The following is an 18,864-nucleotide window of genomic DNA, read 5'->3' on the forward strand; positions in this document are numbered from 1 at the left end:
CGTCGACAAGGAGCTGCTCGACTTCAAGCGCTCCGGCCTCGAGCTGCCGAAGGAGAAGCGCCAGGAGGTCGTCGACCTGCGCAAGAAGCTCGTCGAGCTAGAGGCCACCCTCGGCAAGAACATCAACGACTACAAGGACTTCGCCCTGTTCGACCTGTCCGAGCTCGACGGCCTGCCCGAGGACTTCGTCGCCCGCCTCGACAAGGTCGACGGGAAGTACAAGGTCGGCCTCGACTACCCCGACTACTTCCCGTTCATGGAGAACTCCACCAACCCGGCCGCGCGCCGCGTGATGGAGGGCAAGTTCAACGACCGCGCCACGCGCCAGAACCTGCCGGTGCTCAAGGAGGTCCTCGCCCTGCGCCTGAAGGCCGCGCGCCTGCTCGGCTACCCGACCCACGCGAGCTTCGTCCTCGAGGACCGCATGGCGAAGGACCCGAAAGCGGTCGCCGCCTTCATCACCCGCCTGCGCAAGAAGGTGAAGATCCTCGGCGCCGACGAGCTCGAGGTCCTCAAGGCGCTGAAGGTCGTCTTCGAGGGCCGCGCCGCCGACGGCAAGTTCAACGCCTGGGACTGGCGCTTCTACGACAACCAGCTCAAGAAGGCCAAGTACTCCGTGGACAACCAGAAGATCAAGGAGTACTTCCCGGCCGATCACGTGACCGAGCAGATGCTCGGCGTCTACCAGAAGCTCCTGGGCCTGAAGTTCCGCCAGATCACGGACGCCGACACCTGGCATCCCGACGTGAAGCTCTACGAGATCACCGACGCCGCGGGCGGCGAGCCGATCGCGTACTTCTACCTCGACCTGTTCCCGCGCGAGGGCAAGTACAAGCACGCCGCCGCCTTCTCGATGATCACGGGCCGGGTCCTGCCCGACGGCCGCTACCAGAAGCCGGTGTCGTCGATGGTCGCCAACTTCAACAAGTCCACGAAGGACCGCCCGTCCTTGCTGACCCACGACGAGGTGGAGACCTTCTTCCATGAGTTCGGCCACATCATGCACCAGACCCTGACCAAGGCCCGCTACGGCCGCTTCTCCGGCTCGGCGACCGCGCGGGACTTCGTCGAGGCCCCGTCGCAGATGCTCGAGAACTGGGTCTGGGACCGGGAGGTCCTGCAGTCGTTGTCGGGCCACTACTCCGACCGGACGAAGAAGCTGCCGGGCGAGCTGCTCAACAAGATGCTCGCGGCCAAGAACGTGAACTCCGGCCTCGTGACCTTGCGCCAGCTCCTGTTCGGGTCGGTGGACCAGCTCTACCACGGCAACCCCCCCTCGGACACGACCAAGGCCTACGCGCGCCTGGCCTCGGAGGTCTCCATGATCCCGATGTCCTCCGGCACGCACCCCGAGGCGAGCTTCGGCCACCTGATGGGCTACGACTCGGGCTACTACGGCTACATGTGGTCGAAGGTCTACGCCGAGGACATGTACTCCCTCTTCAAGGAGGCAGGCGCGCTCAACCCGCAGCTGGGGCGGCGCTACCGCACCGAGATCCTCGAGAAGGGCTCCTCGCGCGACGAGATGGAGTCGCTCAAGGCGTTCCTTCTGCGCGAGCCCAACGAGGACGCGTTCCTCGAGAGCATCGGCCTCAAGCCCGGAAAGAGCTGAAGGCGATCGCGGAGATCAGCCAAGCGCGAATTGATAAGGGCCGGCGGAAGGATCATGTCCGACGGGGCTTGGGGTTGACGCGACCATGGCCGTCGTTGTCGCGTCTACCCCGGAGGGCGCGGCCAATCGCGCCCGTCCCCGGAGGACATGATCCTTCCGCCGGGCCGTCTCGAGCTAGGGCTTGCCGTCGGCGTAGATCGTGCGCGACTTGGGGTCGCGCTCGATGACGCCGCGGACCTTGAGCGCCCAGGCGGCGGCGAGGCCGGCGCCGAGCGAGACCCACTGGGACGGCGACAGGAACGACCAGAGGAACACGCCGCGGTCGTCGCCGCGCAGGCACTCGATCGAAAATCGCAGGATCGAATAGTAGAGGATGTAGCCGAGGAAGGCCGAACCGTAGCGATACTTCCCCGCGCGAATCTTCGGGAGGACCCAGCCGATCAGGACCGCCGCGGCCGCGGCCTCGCCGAACGCCTCGTAGAGCTGGGTCGGATGAAGCAGCACGCCGAGCAGCCGCGGCGGCACGCTCGACGCGGGGTCCATGAACGCCGAGCCCCAGGGCAGGCCCGTCGGGCGCCCGTGGCAGCAGCCCTCGGCCCAGCAGCCCAGGCGGCCCAGCACATGGCCCAGCGCGAGCGCCGCGCCGAAGTAATCGGCCACGGGCAGATACAGGCGCGGGCGGTGGGTCTTGTTGTGCCAGATCTGGAAGAAGAACCCCGCGAGGCAGGCCAGCAGGAAGCCCGACCAGAACACCCAGCCCGTACCCCAATCGCGCAGCATCGCCCCGGGATCGGCGGCGAAGTCCCGCCACTCGACGAGGAAGAAGCCGAGCTTGCCGCCCGACAGGGCCGCGGCGAGCAAGGTCCCCACCAGCGCGTAGAAAAGCCCCGGCGTGGCCCGCAGATTCTTGACCTGGGTGCGCAGCCAGACGATGCCGGCCAGATAGCCCAGCGCGGTGAGGACGGAGTAGGTCGAGATCGTCGTGCCGTCGGCCAGGCGGCACAGGGTCGGGTGCATCTCAGGGCTTCTCGCAGAGGATCTGCTTGAGCACCGACTGCGGCCCGTCCACCACCGACGCGTAGGTCAGGTACAGGTGCCAGGCCCGCTCGATCGTGGGCGTGATCATGTGCCGGGTCCGCGGCAGGTTCTCGACGTAGAGCTTGTACCAGTGCCGGAGGGTCTTCGCGTAATGGCCGTAGCGGAAGTTGATGTTCTTCACCCGGAAACCCAGCTTCTCGATGATCTTGAGGTGCACGTGCAGCGGGAACTGGAAGTGGTCGGGGAACACGTACTTCTGCGAGAATGTCCCCGAGATCGTCGTGTAGTTGGTCAGGCCCGCGTTGTTGGCCGGCGGGATGATGGCATGGAACCACGCCTTGCCGCCGGACTTCAGCAGGCCGTAGCAGTGCCGGTAGTAGCGCTCGATCTCGGAGCGGTCGAGATGGCTGATCATGCCGCAGGTGTGGAGCTTGTCGAAGCTCCCGTCGGCGGGCACCTCGAGATAATGCAGCAGCTTGAGGTTCTTCGAGAAGCCGTCGTCGACCTGGTTCTGCGAGAGGGTGATGCCGAGGGTGTTCTTGCAGCCGAACTTCGTCTCCGCCAGGTGCGGCGCGAAGCCGTAGCCGGTGCCGATGTCGATGAACTTGTCGTCCGGCTGGACCTGCAGGGCGGTCAGCGCCTGATCGAACTTGTCGTACTGGGCGTCGCCCAGGGCCTGGTCGTCGAGGTCCCCGATCTTGAGCGGGTCCTTCCACATCGCGCAGGAGTAGGCCTTCGTCCTTTTGTCCAGATAGGACAGGATGAAGTCGTTGGGCAGGTCGTAGTGGGAGCTGACCGCCCGCAGCTTGCGCCGGATGTTCGAGGGGAAGAGGGCGGTCGTCAGGTAGCGCAGCTGGTACTTGAGATGGATGCGCCACAGCTGGTCCTTTCGCACGAAGTTGCGCGCCCCGACGAAGGAATACATGTCGCCGTTGAGGTCGGCGTCGCCCATCGCGTAGTGGTCGAGGAACTCGGAGAGGTCCTGGCGGGCGAGGGCCGCGAGCGAGTCCTCGGTCTTGCAGGCCATCTCGACCTTCTCCGGCCCGGAGCCGACGGCGCGGCTCTGGCCCTTGTAGGAGATGCGGATGATATATGGAAGCGTCGGGAACATCCAGTTCATCGCGGCGCCGGCCTGGTCGAGTTTGGACAAAGAGGTCTCCTGAGCCTTAAGCTTAACGGCGCGCGGCGCGCGCGTCAAGCCCGGGGCTTGACGGAACGCCTAGACGGGCTATACTCCATCCCATGACCATCAAACCCCTCCTCGCCGCCGCCCTGATCGCCGCCTCCTGCCTGCCGCTGCGCGCGCAGGACTACGACAAGAAGGACGTCAAGAAAGCGGAGAAGCTCGCCGCCGCCGACAAGGATTTCAAATCCCTTCCCGAGGACGAGAAGCAGGAGGTCATCCTCTTCATCGCCAAGGAGATCCACGGCCACCGGCGCAAGGCGATCGACGCCGACATCCGCACGCTGAAAGGCGCCAAGCTCGAGGACCTCAAGAAGAAAGCCCGGCGCAACGTCGTCATCGCCGAGCAGGACAAGGAGGCGGTGTCCGTACCGGGGACGAGCCGCCTCGACGTCAAGCACATCGACACCCCGCCCTTCGGCCGCCTTTTCAAGGACAACGAATGGGACGTGCTCGGGGACTCCGCCGAGGCGCAGACCCTCAAGCAGAACATCGACAAGGTCTCCGACGTCGTCAAGAAGGGCGGGGGGCGCCTCGTCTCGATGCACGTCGAGTCCTCGGCGAGCACCCTGCGCAACACCGGCAAGGCGGCGAAGCTGACCCATCTCGAGCTGTCGAAGCTGCGCGCCGAGGCGGCGGCCCGCTACGCGCTCGACTACCTGAAGACGAAGGGCTTCGACCTCGATGAGGACGAGCAGGTGACCCTGGATTACTACGGCGCGAACAAGAACGGGACCTCCGGCGCGTCGAGCCCGTTCGCCGTGCCCGCCGGGACCGACCCCAAGCTCGTCTCCGAGGGCTCCTGCCAGGCGCCGCCCGACATGAAGGCCGCCGCCGCCGCGGGGGACCTGGCCAAGATCGCGGCGTTCTACGACCCGAACAAGTTCGTCCAGCTCACCTTCGACGCGGTGTTCGAGGTCAAGGATGACAAGCCCGGCAAGGACATCCCCGGCGAGGCCCACGTCGTCACCGCGACCGTGGATTACCGCGACCCGGTCAAGATCAAGCTGCCGCGCATCCGCCTGCCGCGCATCCACATCGGCTGGCCCTTCGGCAACCGGGACCAGCGCAAGGCACGGCGCCAGGTCAGATGCCCGAAGTGGTGAGCGATGCTGATCCTGCTCGCCCTGCTCCTGGCGGGGCCGTCCCCCGCGCGCGCGGAGGGCGCTCCTTCCTCGCAAGCCCCGGGCCTCGACTCGGCTGACAAGGACGGCGACGGGGTGGTCAGCGGCAAGGAGCGCCGGCAAAAGCGCCGAGCCGAGCGGCGCGCCCGCCGCGGCGAGAAGGGCCCGAACGGCGAGATCATGAGCGACGAGGAGGCAGACGCCGCCGACGCCGCGGAGTCCTCCTCCCGGAGCGCGTCCGCCTCCGGCAAGGCCTCCGCCGCGGCCGCCGCGCTGAAAAGCTCCCTGCCCTCCATGGACGCCGCCGGCGGCCTCCCCGGCGGCACGGGAGCGCCGGGTGGACGGGAGATGAACGAGGGCGGCCGAAAGTCGGGCGTCGTGACGAGTGCTTCGGCCGGAGGGTCGAGATCGACTCCCGCGGGAGACGCCGAGACCCTGCCGAGCGGGGATCCCGGAAGGCCCAAAGCCCCGTCCGACTTCGCCCTCGCCGCGCGCTCGGGCTACGCCCCCGCCTTCGCGGCCGCCGGGCTCAAGCTCGGCCCCGACGGGAAGAGCGTCGTGCGCCTCGACGGCAAACCCGCGACGGCGGAAGACTACGCCCGCCTGCAGAGGGAGATCGCGTCGATGCCCGCCGCCCTCGGCCGGCGCCCCGACTTCTTCTCCGTCGTGAGCCCGGGACATTACGCCGACCTCAAGCGCGGCTACAAGGAGAAGAAGGAGGGCGACGCGGTCTACAAGGACGTCGGGACGACCGCGGAGGACCGCGACTTCGTCCACACCGCCTCCTGCGACAAGCTCTCGGGCGATTGCAACAAGAACGTCGAGAAGGCCTCTTACAAGAAGGGCGACTTCGTCGCGCCCGAGGACCTCGACAGCATGTGGGACGCACTGCAGAAGGAGCTCGACGGCTCCGCCGAGGCGGGCGGCCTGCCCAGCCTCGCGACGACGCGCTCCGACATCTCCCGCGCGGCGGCGATGGACGCGGCGCGGGCCCTCTCCTACGCGGGCGCCGGGGAGGACGACGCGATCCGGATCGCGACCGGCGAGGGGCCCAAGACCGCCCCGACGCAGATCTCCCAAGCCGTGGCGTCGCTCGGCCGCCTTTGGAAGCGCGCCTCGTCGATGACCTCGCCCGAGGCCGGCGGCACGGCGGGGGGCGGCTCGGGCGCCCCGATAGCCCTCGGCGCCTTGGCCCTCGCCGCGCTCGGCGCCGGCGCGCTGTTCCTGCGCCGAAAAGGCTAAAATCACGAATACGCCCCTGTAGCTCAGTTGGTTAGAGCGGTCCGCTCATAACGGATTGGTCGCCGGTTCAAGTCCGGCCGGGGGCATTCTTTTAGGAGACCTATCGCATGGCCAGTCAGCGCTTGAAAGGCATCGTGCTCGCCGGGGGCTCGGGGACGCGCCTGTACCCCGTGACCCGCTCGGTCAGCAAGCAGCTTGTCCCCGTCTACGACAAGCCGATGATCTACTATCCCCTGTCCACGCTCATGCTGGCCGGCATACGCGACATCCTCATCATCACGACCCCCGAGGACCGGCCGGCCTTCGCGCGCCTGCTCGGCGACGGTTCGTGGGCAGGACTGAATATTTCATATGCGGTCCAGCCCAAGCCCGAGGGCCTGGCCCAGGCCTTCATCATCGGCGCCGACTTCGTGGGCAAGGACCGCGCCGCCCTCGTCCTCGGCGACAACATCTTCTACGGCCACGGCCTGCCCGAGCATCTGCGCGCCGCCGCGGCGCAGAAGACGGGCGCGACCGTCTTCGCCTACCACGTCCGCGACCCCGAGCGCTACGGCGTCGTCGAATTCGACGCGCGGGGGCGGGCGGTGAGCCTGGCCGAGAAGCCGCTGAAGCCGAAGTCCAACTATGCCGTGACCGGCCTCTACTTCTACGACAACACGGTCCTCGATATCGCCGCCAAGCTCAAACCCTCCCCGCGCGGTGAGCTCGAGATCACCGACGTGAACAAGGCGTTCATGCGGAAGGGGAAGCTGCACGTGCAGACGATGGGCCGGGGCATCGCCTGGCTCGACACCGGCACGCACGAGGCGCTCCTGCAGGCCTCGACCTTCATCCAGGTCATCGAGGAGCGGCAGGCGCTCAAGGTCGCCTGCCTCGAGGAGATCGCCTTCAACATGGGCTGGATCGACGCCAAGGAGCTGCGGGCGCTGGCCGAGCCGATGCGCAAGAACGAGTACGGCCGCTACCTGCTCCGCGTCGCCGAAGGGCGGGACTGAGATGCTGAGGCCCGACGTCGTCGAATATCTCAAGGAGAACCTGAAGAGCTACCCGGTCGAGGTCCTGCGCAAGCAGCTCGCCGACGAGGGCGTCTCCGACGCGGACTTCACCGATTCCCTGGCCGCGGCCCTGCGCGCCCCGACGACGGTCTCCAAGACCCTCCCGGTGAAGCGCAAGGCCAGCGTCGCCGCGATCGCCTTCCTCTGCGTCGGGGTGGCGATCATCCTCTCGATCGGGTTCTACGCCCTGTCCCAGAAGCCGACGCTGTCCCGCAACGAGGGCAACACCGAGAACCCCCCGGGCGAGTCCGGCTTCATCGGCCATGCGGGCTGGATCGTGCGCCTGCCCAAGGACTACGTCGGCATATCGGACTTCAAGGACTCGAGCAAGCGGCATCAGGTCGTGTACTTCTGCAAGAAGGGCACCGACCCGACGAACTTCGTCAACGAGGGCCTGTTCGGCCAGCTCGGCATCGTCAAGCTCGAGGTGCTCCCGACCCAGTTCCCGAACAACCCGACCGGGATCGCGAACCTCTCGCGCATGGCCGCCGGCAAGTACAAGAACGCGGGCGAGAAGTTCACGATGAAGAACATGCAGGTCGCCACCTTGCCCGGCGTCTCGGTCACGGTCCTCTCCCCCTTCCCGCGCGCGGAGGCCTTCGTCCTGGGGCAGGACCACATGTACTTCTTCTCCGCCGGCCAGGAGGACGACGTCTGGCGCGACATAGTTCTCAGCCTGCGCGACGCCCACACCGAGAACTGAACGGCTGAACCACAAAGACACTAAGGCACAAAGAGAAGAGGGTTAACGGCGAACATTTGCCGTTAACCCTCTTCCGTTTCTTTGTGTCTTAGTGTCTTTGTGGTTTTTTCCGTTCAGCTGTCCGCCGTCAGACGCCCTTGCTGACCTTCTCGAGCGTGAGCCAGCGGTTGGTGCCCGCGAACTTCTGGTGCATGCGGGACCGGGGCTCGCCGTTCGGCTGGTCGATCTCGGTGAGCTGAAGGTCCGCCAGCGCGTCGATGCCGCGCTCGCGGAAGCCCCGCAGCGAGTTCTCGAGCGCCATCCCGACCGTGCGGAAGGCGAGCAAGGTCGAGAACTGGAGCGTGAAGCCCATCTTGCCCAGGACCTCGTTGGTGATCAAGGTGCCGTCCTTCTTCGCCTTGCCCCAATGCAGCGAGGGCGAGAGGTTGAAGCCGAGCATCTGGTTCGGGTAGTACTTGTGCACGCCCTCGGCGAACTCCTGGGGCCCCTCAAGGTCGGTGTTGTTGAACTCGGGCCAGATCACGTCGACGCCGAGCGAGGCGGCCTCGAGCGCGCGGTCGATCGCGTGCTGGACGCTGCCGGTGCGGCCGCCGGGGACGGCGCCGTCGACCGCGTCGGTGCGGGCGATGACGACGAGGTTCGTCCCCGTGGCCTGCGCCGCGGCCTTCACTGCGATGAGCTTCTCGATCCACTTGTTGGTCGGGACGAGGACCTTCTCGCGCTTGACGCCGTGGTGCGCGACGATGTGGCCGCAGGTGCGCTCCGCCGGGTCCTGGTCCTCGAGATGGACGCCGGCGACGCCGGATCTGATGAGCTCGCGCGTGAGAGTGAACGTCTGGGTCGGGCCGCCGAACCCGGCCTCGATGTCGGCGAATATGGGAGGCGTGTTGAGGACCAGGCCGCCGTCGTCGTAGAAGTGGCGGTCGCGGGTGCCCTCGATGCCGCGCACGAGCTCGCGCGCCAGGTCGACCATCTGGTGCGACGGGTAGATGCCGATGTCGGGGTACATGTTGTGCGCGACGGCCAGCTGCCAGCCGCTGGCGTAGATCGCCTCGAAGCCGAGGTCGGTCAGCATCGACGCGGTCATCGCGTCGTAGGCGCCGGCGGTATGCAGGAAGGACTTCGACGGGTTCGTGAGGCGGTGGGCGAACTTCTCATGGAGCAGGGCGCGGAGCTTGTCGGAGGGGTGGACCTTCTCGTGGGGCGCGTACATCTTGGCGAATTCGGCTTGGGGATACTTCCAGGACTTTATGCCCTCGGGCAGGGGGGCGACTGCTTCCTTGATCATTTGCTGGCTCCATTCGCTGGCTCTTTGGTATTTATCCGCCGTGGCGGATTCCGGATTCGCGGCCAAGATCTTGGTCAGCTCCTCGCCGAACCAGCGCTCGACGAGCGCCGCCGTCACCTTCACGCCCTCGTCGGTGACGACGGCGTGGCGCACGCGCTGGGCGATCATCAGGCGATAGATGCGGTCGGTCGCCAGGTCCTCCATGAAGTTGCCGATCAGGGCGCCGGTCCTGTCGTAGCCCTTGATCATGCGCGCGCCGAGCCCGGAGAGGACGCCGAAGCGGTACTCGATGCAGGTGCGGATCGCGTCGCGCGTGCCGGCGACGGTGACCGCCCCGACGCCGGCGGGCGAAGGCGTCAGGTCCGGCCGCGTCGCGGCGGCGTGCGTCACGCCGAGCTGGTTCGGGGCCGGGAACTGGGAGATGGCGCCCTCATGCTGGTCCGGATGGCCGGTCCAGGCGCCGTCGAAGCCGATGGAGGCCTCGTTCTTCTTGTCGGCGGCCAGGCGCTCGAGCGCCCGGGCGTTGACCGCGGCGTCGGCGCGGTCCGGGAACAGGGCGCTCATGCCGCCGATCGCCAGCGCCCCGCGCCGATGGCAGGCGTCGACGAGGCGCTTCCTGAGGTTCTGGAAGAAAGGGACGGCGTGCGGTATCGTGTTCCGGTCGGGCAGGATCCACGCCGGGTCGGCGAGCTTGAAGTGCAGCAGGCTCGCCATGTAGTCCCAGCGTCCGAGGTTGAGGCCGATCGCGTGGCGCCGCGCCGCGAACAGGATCTCCTCGACCTGGTACGCCGCCGGGAGGGACTCGATCAGGAACATGATCCGGGTCGTCCCGACGGGGACGCCGATCGCCGTCTCCATCTCCGCGATGACGTCCGAGAACCAGGCGGCTTCCTCGAACGACTCCGTCTTGGGAATGTAGAAGCAGAGCTTCGCCTGCAGGGCGGCGTCTTCCGACGCCGCCCGGCGGCGCTGATCCGCCGTCCCGAAGAAGACGGCCGCGAGGTCGAACAGGGACCCGGAGACCGTCTCGCCGGGGAGCGCGTTGACCTCGTCGAGGTGGAGGCCGCGCGGCCGGTAGAACATGACCTGCGCCGACGGCTTGATCGTCGCGCCGTTGAAGGAGAGCCTGCCCTGGATCGCCGCCACCGTGTTGCGGTGCGCGGCCCGCACGTTCGCCCAATCCGTCGTGATCGAGTCCTCTCCGTCGGGCATGCAGCCGGGGTCCTTCGTGTTGCACATCGCGACGAGGAGCTTGGCGTTGTCGGCGGGCCCGGTGATCTGGTTGCGCTGGTCGCGCGCCCAGTCGGGGATGGTCAGACGCCACGCTCCGGAGGTCGCCTCGGAGTCGGGAAGGTAGCCCGGGGCGATCCCGGCGTGCGCGTCCGCGAGGGCGCGCCGCCGCGCCGCGAGCAAGGTCCGGCGGCGAGGCTCGAAGGTCCGGTGCAGCGGACGGAAGAATTCCAAGAGCTCCGGGGAGGGCGCGTCCTGGATCGGGGTCTCCATGATGTCTGTCATACTCGGGTCCCACCTAAGGTAAGAAACATCGCTCGCCCGGTCAATGACGAGTTTGTGAACAAACGGCGTTATTTTTTTGACCCCTCTCCCCCCCTTGCGAAAACAGGGAAGTCCCGTTACACTCCTATCCCGAGCCGACTCAGCGGCTCGGACCGGAGGAACCCTGCATGAAAAAGAAGGTCCAGAGCGCCGCCGCGAAGGCGGCCCCCCGTAAGATCAAGAAATCTCCCGTGCGCCGCCTCGTCCTGAAAGCCGCGCCCGCCGAGACGATGACCCCCGACGAGGTCTCGCATCTCGAGACTTTGGTCAAACGCTTTGAGGACAGCGAAAAGGCCTGGCAGCGCATGACGGCCCCCATCGACGACGCCGATCCGTGGACCCAGGTCGAGGAGCACATGCTCGAGCGCCGCGACGGCGACTCGGACAGACGCTGGAAGTTCTTCTCTAAATAGGCGCCGCGCGCCTAAGCACCCCGCCCCCCTCTTCCGATTCGTCGAAGAGGGGGGCGGGCTCTTTTTCCTATAATAATGACGATGAAAGCCTCATCCCGGCGGACGAACATGCTCATCGTGATCGCGCTCCTCATGATCGCGGTCGCCTTCGCCGCCTACTCGGTCATCATGATGAGCTGGTTCAAGACGCCGCCGCGCTCCGGCGCCGCGGCCGGCCTCACCGTTGCGTCGCGCGCCGAGGCCGAGGAGCGCCTGGCCGCCGCCCGCAAGGAGTTCCGCGCCCGCCTGCTCGACGCGCGGGCGCATCTGCGGCTGTCGGACGCGCTCTGGAAGGCCGGACGGCCGGTCGATTCCTTCTACGTGATGTACGCCGCCCGGCAGCTGTTCAGCGAGGACGCCTTCGCCCGCGCGCACGCCGAGGTCGTCCTCGGCGCGGGCGGGCCCGCCGCCGAGACGCGCCGCCGGCTCGACGGCGTGCGCGACGCGGCCGCCGCCGTCCCGATCCACGCGGAGATCGCGCGCGAGCACCCCGACGCTCCCGAAGGCCGCATGTCGCTCGACTCGCTGTCGCGCATGGCCGCGGGAGACGAGAACGCCGCGGGCGGAGAGGCGGCCCAGCTCGCCCGGACCGCGCTCGAGGATATCCACCACGACGACCCCAAGCATCCCGGCAAGCTCGCGGCGCTCGGCATGGCGTTCTTCGCCCGCGGCGATTTCGCCCTCGCCCACGCCGTCGCCTCGGAGGCCCTCGCCAAGGACCCGGACCAGGCCGGCGCGGCGCAGATCATGGGAGCGCTGGCGCTCCAGCAGAAGGACATGGACGGCGCGCTGCGCTGGCTCGCGGCGTCCTGGGACCGGAATCCCGACGACCTGTACAGCGCCTCGAAGCTCGCCCAGATCTACGACAAGCGGCGCGCCGACGCGGAGAGCGCCCTGCCGTTCTATCTGGCGCTGCACCGCCAGAATCCCGATTTTTCCGACGGCGGCGAGCCCGTCGAGCGCCGCATACGCGAGACCCTCGACGCGCGCCGCGAGTCGCTGCTCAAGCTCGCGCCGGTCGAGGGTCTCGGCGCCCGCTTCGCCCTCGACGACGCGTCCCTGCGCGCCGAGGCCTGCCTGCGCGCCGCCGCGTTCAAGGACCCGCGCTGGATCGACCGCCTGAGCGAGCTCCTCGACGACGACGCCGAGATCGTGCGCCGCAACGCCGACTACGCGCTGTTCGAGATCGGCAAGAAGGACCTCGAGGCGGTCCGCATGCGCCGCGACCTGTGGCTGGCCAGCGACAAGCCCCTCGTGCGCATCCGCGCTCTCAACCTGTTCGCCGACCTCGAGGGCAAGAACGCCCTGCCCGCGCTGGCGACCGCGCTGCGCGACCCCGATCCCGCCGTCCGCGCCTTCGCCAAGGTGATGGTCCTCGACCATTACTTCGACGCGGCGCCGGAGGCCTCCAAGCTCCGCGCCCGCTACCTCGCCGAGGAGCGCGACCCCGAGGCCCTGTCCTTGCTCGCGCGTTTCCCCGCGAAATGACCTTCGTCGACACTCACGCGCACCTGGGCGACGCCCAGTTCGACGCCGACCGGGACGCCGTCTTCGAGCGGGCCGCCGCGGCCGGCGTCTCGCGCGTCGTCGAGATCGCGGACCACCCCGACGAGTGGGCGCGCGCCGTCGCCATCGCGCGCGCGCGGCCCGGCGTCGCACGCTGCACCTTGGGGCTCCACCCGTACTACGCGGACCTCTACGACGCCGCCTTCCTCGCCCGCCTGCGCGCCGCGCTCGACTCGACGCCGGAGGCCGTCGCCATCGGCGAGATCGGTCTCGACTACGCGCGGGCCGAGGTCCCGCGCGACGTCCAGCGGCGCGCGTTCGAGGACATCGCCGCGGCCGCGAGGTCCTGGAACGTCCCGGTCGTCGTGCACTGCCGCGACGCCTTCCCCGACCTCCTTCCGATACTTGCCAGAGTCTACGACGGCAAGCCGTCCGGCCGCTTCTGGGGCGTCATCCACTGCTTCACCGGCACGCCCGACGACGCGGCGGCGTGCACGGCGCTGGGCTTCGCCCTCGGCGCCGACGGCCCGGTGACCTACAAGAAGAACGACGCCCTGCGCGAGGCCTTCCGCCGCGCCGGCCCGGACGCGACCGTGCTCGAGACCGACTCCCCCTACCTTCCCCCGCAGAGCAGCCGCGGCAAGCGCAACGAGCCCGCCGCCATCCTCGAGATCGCGGCCAAGCTCGCCGAGGTCTGGGGCGTCCCGCTCGACGAGGCCGGCCGGCGCACGAGCGCGGCGGCCGCCGCGCTGTACCGCTGGCCGTGATCCGGGAACTGACGGAGAACGAGCTCCCCGAGGCCGCCGCGCTCGCGGCCGCCGCGTTCCGCGAGGACCCGGGCTTCGTCCACATACTGCCGGACGACGCGCTGCGCCGCCGGCGTCTGCCGTCGCTGTTCGAGGCGATGCTGCGCGTCGACGGGCTGGCCGGGGGCCGGGTGTCCGGGGCTTTCGACGACGGCGCCCTGATCGGCCTGTCCTCGATCATCCCGGCGGGCGTCGAGAATCCGGACCTGCCGGACTGGATCAAGCACCTCCCGGGTCTGGCCTGGTTCCTCGGGGAGCCCTCAGCACTCCTGCGCGCGCTCGCCTTGATCCACGCGATCGAGGAGCGGCGCACGAAGGAATCGGATTATCTCCACCTGCTCGCCGTCCATCCCGCGACCCAGGGACGCGGCGTCGGCGCGGCGCTCCTGAACGCCGCCCCGAAGTCCCTGTATCTCGAGACCTTCGAGGAGAGGAACGCCTCCTGGTACGAGGCTCGCGGCTTCCGAAGGATCGCCGAGATCCGCTCCCCGGTGCGCCCTTCGTTCTGGGCCTTGAGGCGAGGCTAGGCGTTCGAGATGAAGACGTTCTTGACCTCGGAGTAGAGGTCGAGCGCCTTCAGGCCGAGCTCGCGGCCGAGGCCGGAGCCCTTGCAGCCGCCGAACGGAGCCTCGAGATGGACGCTCGAGCTCGTGTTCACCGAGATCACGCCGCTCTGCACCGCGCGCGTCACCCGCAGGATCCGGCCGACGTCGCGCGTCCAGAGGGAGGCCGACAGGCCGTACGCGGAGTCGTTGGCGAGCGCGACGGCTTCCGCCTCGTCCTTGAAGGGGATCACGGCGAGCACCGGCCCGAAGATCTCCTCGCGGACGATCCTCATCTCGGCGTCGGCTCCGGCGAACACGGCCGGCGTCATGTAGTGTCCCCCCTTCGGGACGCCCTTCGGACGGACGCCGCCGCACAGGAGCTTGGCGCCCTGGGCCTTGCCGGAGGCGATATAGGCGACGATCTTGGCGTGCTGCCGGGCGGAGATGACGGGGCCGATCTGGGTGCCTTTTTTCTCCGGATGGCCGACGACGAACTTCCGCGTCCGCGCGACGAGCGCGGCGACGAGCTTGTCGTGGACCTTGCGATGGACGAGGACGCGCGAGCGGGCGCAGCAATCCTGGCCCGCGTTGTAGAAGACCGACCAGACGGACTTCTCGACGCACAGGTCGAGGTCCGCGTCGTCGAAGACGATGTTGGGGGACTTCCCCCCCAGTTCGAGCGAGACGCGCTTGATGCCGTCGGCCGCCGCCTTCATGATGCCCGTGCCGGTCGCCGTCGAGCCGGTGAACGAGATCTTGCGCACGAGGGGATGGCGCACGAGCGCGTCGCCGCAGCCCGGACCGGGGCCGGGGACGACGTTGAGCACGCCCTCGGGAAGGCCGGCCTCGGCGGCGAGCTTGGCCAGGGCCAAGGCGGTGAGCGGGGTCTCGGGCGAGGGCTTGAGGACGACGGTGTTGCCGCAGGCCAAGGCGGGGCCTATCTTCCAGGCCGCGATGACGAGCGGGAAGTTCCACGGCACGATGAGGCCGCACACGCCGACCGGCTCGCGCAAGGTGTAGTCGAGGCCGGCGCCGGCGACAGGGATCGTCTCTCCGAAGTGCTTGTTCGCCGCGCCGCCGTAGTACTCGAAGGTGTCCGCCGCGAGGCCCATCTCGTCCTTCGCGTCGGCGAGGGGCTTGCCGGCGGTGCGGCACTCCAGCAGGGCCAGGGAATCCAGGTTCTCGCGGATGAGCGCGGCTATCTTCAGGAGGATCTTGCCGCGCTCGCGCGCGTGCGATCTCGACCATGCTCCGCCCGCGGCCTTGGCCGCGGCGCCGACGGCGGCGTCGATGTCCTCGGGCCCGCCTTCCGAGACGCGGGCGACGAGCGAGCCGTCGGCGGGATTATGAACGGCGTAGACGCGGCCCGACTTCGCGGGGATGAACCGGCCGTCGATGAACAGCCGGGTCTGCATCTTAAAAATAATTGGACGTGATGCCGCCGTCGACGACCATGGCGGCGCCGTTGGTCCACTTCGACTCATCGGAGGCGAGGTACAAGGCCATGTTGACGATGTCCTCGGACTTGCCGAACCGTCCCATCGGGATGCGGTTGAGGCGCTTGGCCTTCTCGGCGGGCTCCTTGAAGAGCCAGGCGGTCAGCAGAGGCGTCTCGATGGGCCCCGGGCAGATCGCGTTGGTGCGGATCCCCTTTGGCCCATACTGGACCGCGAGGGACTTCGAGAGGGCGAGGACGGCGCCTTTCGACGCGGTGTAAGCGTCCTGCGGCACCGTGCAGCCGACCAAGGCGACGAAGCTCGCCACGTTGATGATCGAGCCGCCTCCGGCGGCCAACAACTCGGGGATGCCGTGCTTGCAGACGAGGTAGACGCCTTTGACGTTCACGGCCAGGACCGTGTCCCAGACTTTTTCCTCCGTGTTCGTCACGGAGTTGTCGTCGTTGGGGAAGATGCCCGCGTTGTTGTACAGCACGTCGAGCTTGCCGAACGCCTTCACGGCGGCGGCGACGCCGGCCTTCACCTCGTCTTCCTTCGCGACGTTCATCGCGACCGCGATCGCCTTGCCGCCGGCGGCCTGCGCCGTCTGCACGACGCGCTGGGCGGCCTCGAGGTTCATGTCGCAGGCGACGACCTTGGCCCCTTCGCGGGCGAAACGGACCGTCGCCTCGGCGCCCATGCCCGACCCGGCGCCGGTGATGAGGACGACCTTGCCCTCCAGACGCCCGGCGCTCATGAGATGACGAGGAAGCCCGCCTTCTTGACGGCCTCGCGCAGGCGGGTCTTGCCGAGGTCGGTGTCCAGGCCCCGGTCGGTGGTCACGGTCAGGTTGCGGACGACGCGGCCGCGGCCGCGCAGCTTCCCGACGAGCGTCGAGATGTCCTTGGCCGCGGCGCGGACGTTCGTGACGCCGTCCTTGGCGAACCAGCGGATGGTGACGGTGCCGCTCTTGCGGCTGGGCATCAGCTTGAGGGTCAGGGCGGTCTCGGTGACGAACAGGTCTCCGACCTCTTCCTGCGAATTCTTATCGATCATGGCGTCTCCTGCTCGGCGAGAAGGGCACTGTAGCGCAACGGACGCGGGGCTGTCAACGCGCGAGGGCGGGCTGGATCAGCCAGCCCTTTTCCCGGGCCTTGGCCTCGAGGTCCTTGTCGCCGGACAGGATCACCCGCACCCCGTCCCCGTAGGTCATCAGGTCGAGGTCGGCCGCGTCTCGCCCGAGGGCGAGGTCCGGGGGACGCCCCACCGACGCCTTGACGATCTCCGCCTTGCCGCTGCGGGTCGGGACCGGCTTGAGGACGGACGCGGAGTAGCGGTTGCCGTCGGGCGCGGCGCGCACGCCCGCGACGCGGCTCGGATCGATGCCGTAATCCGCCGCGGCCGCGATCAGCACCGGCTGGGGGACGTCGTCGACGACCCAGACGTCCACGCCGGCCTCGCGGAGCTTCAGGGCGAGGTCGCGCATCTCGGGGATCAGCCGCAGGCCGCGGCGCACGCGCAGCGGCTCCCGGTCGGCGGGCTCGGAGTGGACGAGCTCGACGCCCCCGGGGCGGGACTTCTCCCCGGCGAGCACCGCGCGGGCGTAGTCGACGGCCTCGTCCTCGCGCCAGCCGGCCCACACGCGCATCAGGTACTGGCGGCACTCGCGACGGCCCACCTCGCGGCAGAGGCCGATGTAGCTTCCGAGCATGGCCTTGCGGTAGACGTGGTAGTCCGGCTGGGAGGACCACACCGAGCTCGACAGCGAGATGAACTGGTTGTAGGCGGCGCGCGCCGGCTGGCGGCCGTAACCGACCGGCATGATCTCCCACCACGGGTCGTCGAAGCGGAAATCGACGCTCGTCGCGAGATGAAGGAACACGAGCTCGGCGGGATCTCCGGTGACCGACGCGTCGCTCCACGGGAGCACGGCGACCGGCGGCTTGGCCGGGTCGTAGCCGGGGGCTCCCTTCCAGCGCTCCGCGAGGAACTTGTCGAGCGCCGCCCGGACCTCGGGCTTCCAGCGGCCGCTCATCAGGCGCGGGACGACCGGCGCGGTCGAGACCGCGGGCTCCTCGACGGCCGCGCGCTTCGGCATCCTCCGGAAGTTCTTCGGCTTGCGCGCTTCGGCGGGCGCGGCCGCGAGCGCGAGGAGCGCGAGAAAAAAGGCGATTCCCGGAAATTTTTTTCTCATCGTCGTCGAGCAATGTTATAAAATAAACGGCCGCTCATTCTTCGTCGGAGGATCACCGAGCCCAACATGGCGAACATCAAGAAGTCGGACCTGCTTAAGGAAGAGATCGAGCACATCGACATCACCAAGCATGACATGCGTCCTCTCGTCGAGGCCTACTCGAAGATGTCCTTCTCCGCCCGCGACCTCGCGCGCGCGAGCAACATCTACGACAAGATGCTCGCCGACAAGGAATGCGGGGTGATCCTCTGCCTGGCCGGTTCCTTGTTCTCCGCCGGGCTCAAGAAGATCGTCTGGCAGATGGTCGAGAGCAACATGGTGGACGCGATCGTCTCCACCGGCGCGAACATCGTCGACCAGGACTTCTTCGAGGCCCTCGGCTACAAGCACTACAAGGGCTCGAAGTGGGAGGACGACATGTCCCTGCGCGGCGCCCGCATCGACCGCATCTACGACACCTTCATCGACGAGGACGAGCTCGGCGCGTGCGACAACGTCATCTCCGACATCGTGGGCAACCTCAAGCCCAAGCCTTACTCCTCCCGCGAGATCGTCGAGGAGATGGGCAAGTACCTCGTGAAGAAGTCCAAGGTCAAGGACTCCATCGTGCTGTCCGCGTACAAGAAGGGCGTTCCGATCTTCATCCCGGCGCTCTCCGACTGCTCGGCCGGCTTCGGGTTCCTCCACCACCAGTGGCACAACCCCGAGAGCCACGCCTCGATCGACTCCGCGAAGGACTTCCGGGAGCTCGTGCGCGTCAAGCTCGCGTGCGGCGACACGGGCCTTCTCATGATCGGCGGCGGCGTGCCCAAGAACTTCGCCCAGGACGTGACGGTCGGCGCCGAGATGATCGGCCTCGAGCCCATCATGCACAAGTACGCGGTGCAGATCACCGTGGCCGACGAGCGCGACGGCGCTTTGTCGGGCTCGACTTTGCGCGAGGCGTGCTCGTGGGGCAAGGTCGCGGTCACCGACGAGCAGATGGTCTTCTCCGAAGCCACCATCGCGCTCCCGGTCCTCGCGGGCTACGGCTGGCACAAGGGCAACTGGAAGAAGCGCCGCGAGCGCCGCTTCAACGCGATGCTCAACGACGAGAAGGCGAAGATTCCCGCCGCCCTCCGCTAAA

At 68.2% G+C, this 18,864-nt stretch carries 17 protein-coding genes and 1 tRNA gene; 11 read left to right on the forward strand and 7 right to left on the reverse strand.

Annotation, left to right across the window (positions count from 1 at the left end; translation table 11 throughout):
- The coding region (locus HYV14_05330) for a Zn-dependent oligopeptidase (protein MBI2385421.1) at window positions 1-1,612 on the forward strand (1,612 nt) is incomplete at its 5' end.
- A gap of 174 nt (window positions 1,613-1,786) precedes the next feature.
- On the opposite strand, the gene HYV14_05335 is transcribed toward HYV14_05330, so the two are convergent.
- Both HYV14_05335 and HYV14_05340 read right to left on the reverse strand, forming a co-directional pair.
- A complete protein-coding gene (locus HYV14_05335) occupies window positions 1,787-2,629 on the reverse strand; it encodes a prolipoprotein diacylglyceryl transferase (protein ID MBI2385422.1) in 843 nt (280 codons plus the stop codon).
- Between the two features lies 1 nt (window position 2,630).
- Complete coding sequence (locus tag HYV14_05340; GenBank protein ID MBI2385423.1) at window positions 2,631-3,800, reverse strand: class I SAM-dependent methyltransferase; 1,170 nt, start codon at window positions 3,798-3,800, stop codon at window positions 2,631-2,633.
- A gap of 92 nt (window positions 3,801-3,892) precedes the next feature.
- Here HYV14_05340 and HYV14_05345 point away from each other — a divergent pair, with 92 nt between their 5' ends.
- The 5 genes from HYV14_05345 to HYV14_05365 all read left to right on the forward strand — a co-directional run bounded on the left by HYV14_05345 (window position 3,893) and on the right by HYV14_05365 (window position 7,957).
- Window positions 3,893-4,939 carry a hypothetical protein gene (locus HYV14_05345; protein ID MBI2385424.1) on the forward strand — a complete coding sequence of 349 codons (1,047 nt, stop codon included), beginning with the start codon at window positions 3,893-3,895 and terminating at the stop codon, window positions 4,937-4,939.
- A gap of 3 nt (window positions 4,940-4,942) precedes the next feature.
- Window positions 4,943-6,199, forward strand: coding sequence for a hypothetical protein (locus tag HYV14_05350; GenBank protein ID MBI2385425.1), 1,257 nt, complete (start codon window positions 4,943-4,945; stop codon window positions 6,197-6,199).
- Between the two features lie 12 nt (window positions 6,200-6,211).
- Window positions 6,212-6,285 (forward strand) — tRNA-Ile (locus HYV14_05355).
- A gap of 21 nt (window positions 6,286-6,306) precedes the next feature.
- Window positions 6,307-7,194, forward strand: coding sequence for a glucose-1-phosphate thymidylyltransferase RfbA (rfbA, locus tag HYV14_05360; GenBank protein MBI2385426.1), 888 nt, complete (start codon window positions 6,307-6,309; stop codon window positions 7,192-7,194).
- A 1-nt stretch (window position 7,195) separates the two neighbouring features.
- A complete protein-coding gene (locus HYV14_05365; protein ID MBI2385427.1) occupies window positions 7,196-7,957 on the forward strand; it encodes a hypothetical protein in 762 nt (253 codons plus the stop codon).
- A 127-nt stretch (window positions 7,958-8,084) separates the two neighbouring features.
- Here the strand turns inward: HYV14_05365 and HYV14_05370 are convergent, their stop codons facing one another.
- Window positions 8,085-10,748, reverse strand: a complete 2,664-nt coding sequence (locus tag HYV14_05370) for an isocitrate lyase/phosphoenolpyruvate mutase family protein (protein ID MBI2385428.1) — start codon at window positions 10,746-10,748, stop codon at window positions 8,085-8,087.
- 179 nt (window positions 10,749-10,927) lie between these two features.
- Between HYV14_05370 and HYV14_05375 the strand changes: the two genes are divergently transcribed.
- From HYV14_05375 to HYV14_05390, 4 genes are all read left to right on the forward strand, one after another.
- Entirely contained in the window at window positions 10,928-11,212 is a 285-nt protein-coding gene (locus tag HYV14_05375; protein MBI2385429.1) for a hypothetical protein, read from the forward strand.
- 81 nt (window positions 11,213-11,293) lie between these two features.
- Complete coding sequence (locus tag HYV14_05380; GenBank protein ID MBI2385430.1) at window positions 11,294-12,739, forward strand: tetratricopeptide repeat protein; 1,446 nt, start codon at window positions 11,294-11,296, stop codon at window positions 12,737-12,739.
- Window positions 12,736-13,524, forward strand: coding sequence for a TatD family hydrolase (locus HYV14_05385; GenBank protein MBI2385431.1), 789 nt, complete (start codon window positions 12,736-12,738; stop codon window positions 13,522-13,524). The genes HYV14_05380 and HYV14_05385 overlap by 4 nt, the downstream gene beginning before the upstream one ends.
- Window positions 13,521-14,090, forward strand: coding sequence for a GNAT family N-acetyltransferase (locus tag HYV14_05390; GenBank protein ID MBI2385432.1), 570 nt, complete (start codon window positions 13,521-13,523; stop codon window positions 14,088-14,090). The genes HYV14_05385 and HYV14_05390 overlap by 4 nt, the downstream gene beginning before the upstream one ends.
- Here the strand turns inward: HYV14_05390 and HYV14_05395 are convergent.
- Genes HYV14_05395 through HYV14_05410 form a run of 4 tightly spaced genes read right to left on the reverse strand, consistent with a single transcriptional unit; the run spans window position 14,087 to window position 17,738 of the window.
- Complete coding sequence (locus HYV14_05395; GenBank protein ID MBI2385433.1) at window positions 14,087-15,523, reverse strand: aldehyde dehydrogenase; 1,437 nt, start codon at window positions 15,521-15,523, stop codon at window positions 14,087-14,089. The two genes, HYV14_05390 and HYV14_05395, sit on opposite strands and share 4 nt — an antisense overlap.
- A gap of 1 nt (window position 15,524) precedes the next feature.
- Complete coding sequence (locus tag HYV14_05400; GenBank protein ID MBI2385434.1) at window positions 15,525-16,301, reverse strand: glucose 1-dehydrogenase; 777 nt, start codon at window positions 16,299-16,301, stop codon at window positions 15,525-15,527.
- Window positions 16,298-16,600 carry a hypothetical protein gene (locus HYV14_05405; protein MBI2385435.1) on the reverse strand — a complete coding sequence of 101 codons (303 nt, stop codon included), beginning with the start codon at window positions 16,598-16,600 and terminating at the stop codon, window positions 16,298-16,300. The genes HYV14_05400 and HYV14_05405 overlap by 4 nt, the downstream gene beginning before the upstream one ends.
- A 52-nt stretch (window positions 16,601-16,652) precedes the next feature.
- Window positions 16,653-17,738 (reverse strand): hypothetical protein, encoded by a 1,086-nt coding sequence (locus HYV14_05410; protein ID MBI2385436.1) that lies wholly within the window; start codon window positions 17,736-17,738, stop codon window positions 16,653-16,655.
- Window positions 17,739-17,804: 66 nt separating this feature from the next.
- Between HYV14_05410 and HYV14_05415 the strand changes: the two genes are divergently transcribed.
- Window positions 17,805-18,863 (forward strand): deoxyhypusine synthase, encoded by a 1,059-nt coding sequence (locus HYV14_05415; protein MBI2385437.1) that lies wholly within the window; start codon window positions 17,805-17,807, stop codon window positions 18,861-18,863.
- Window position 18,864 lies beyond the last annotated feature (1 nt).

The organism is Elusimicrobiota bacterium, from assembly GCA_016182905.1.
Taxonomy (GTDB): domain Bacteria; phylum Elusimicrobiota; class Elusimicrobia; order UBA1565; family UBA9628; genus GWA2-66-18.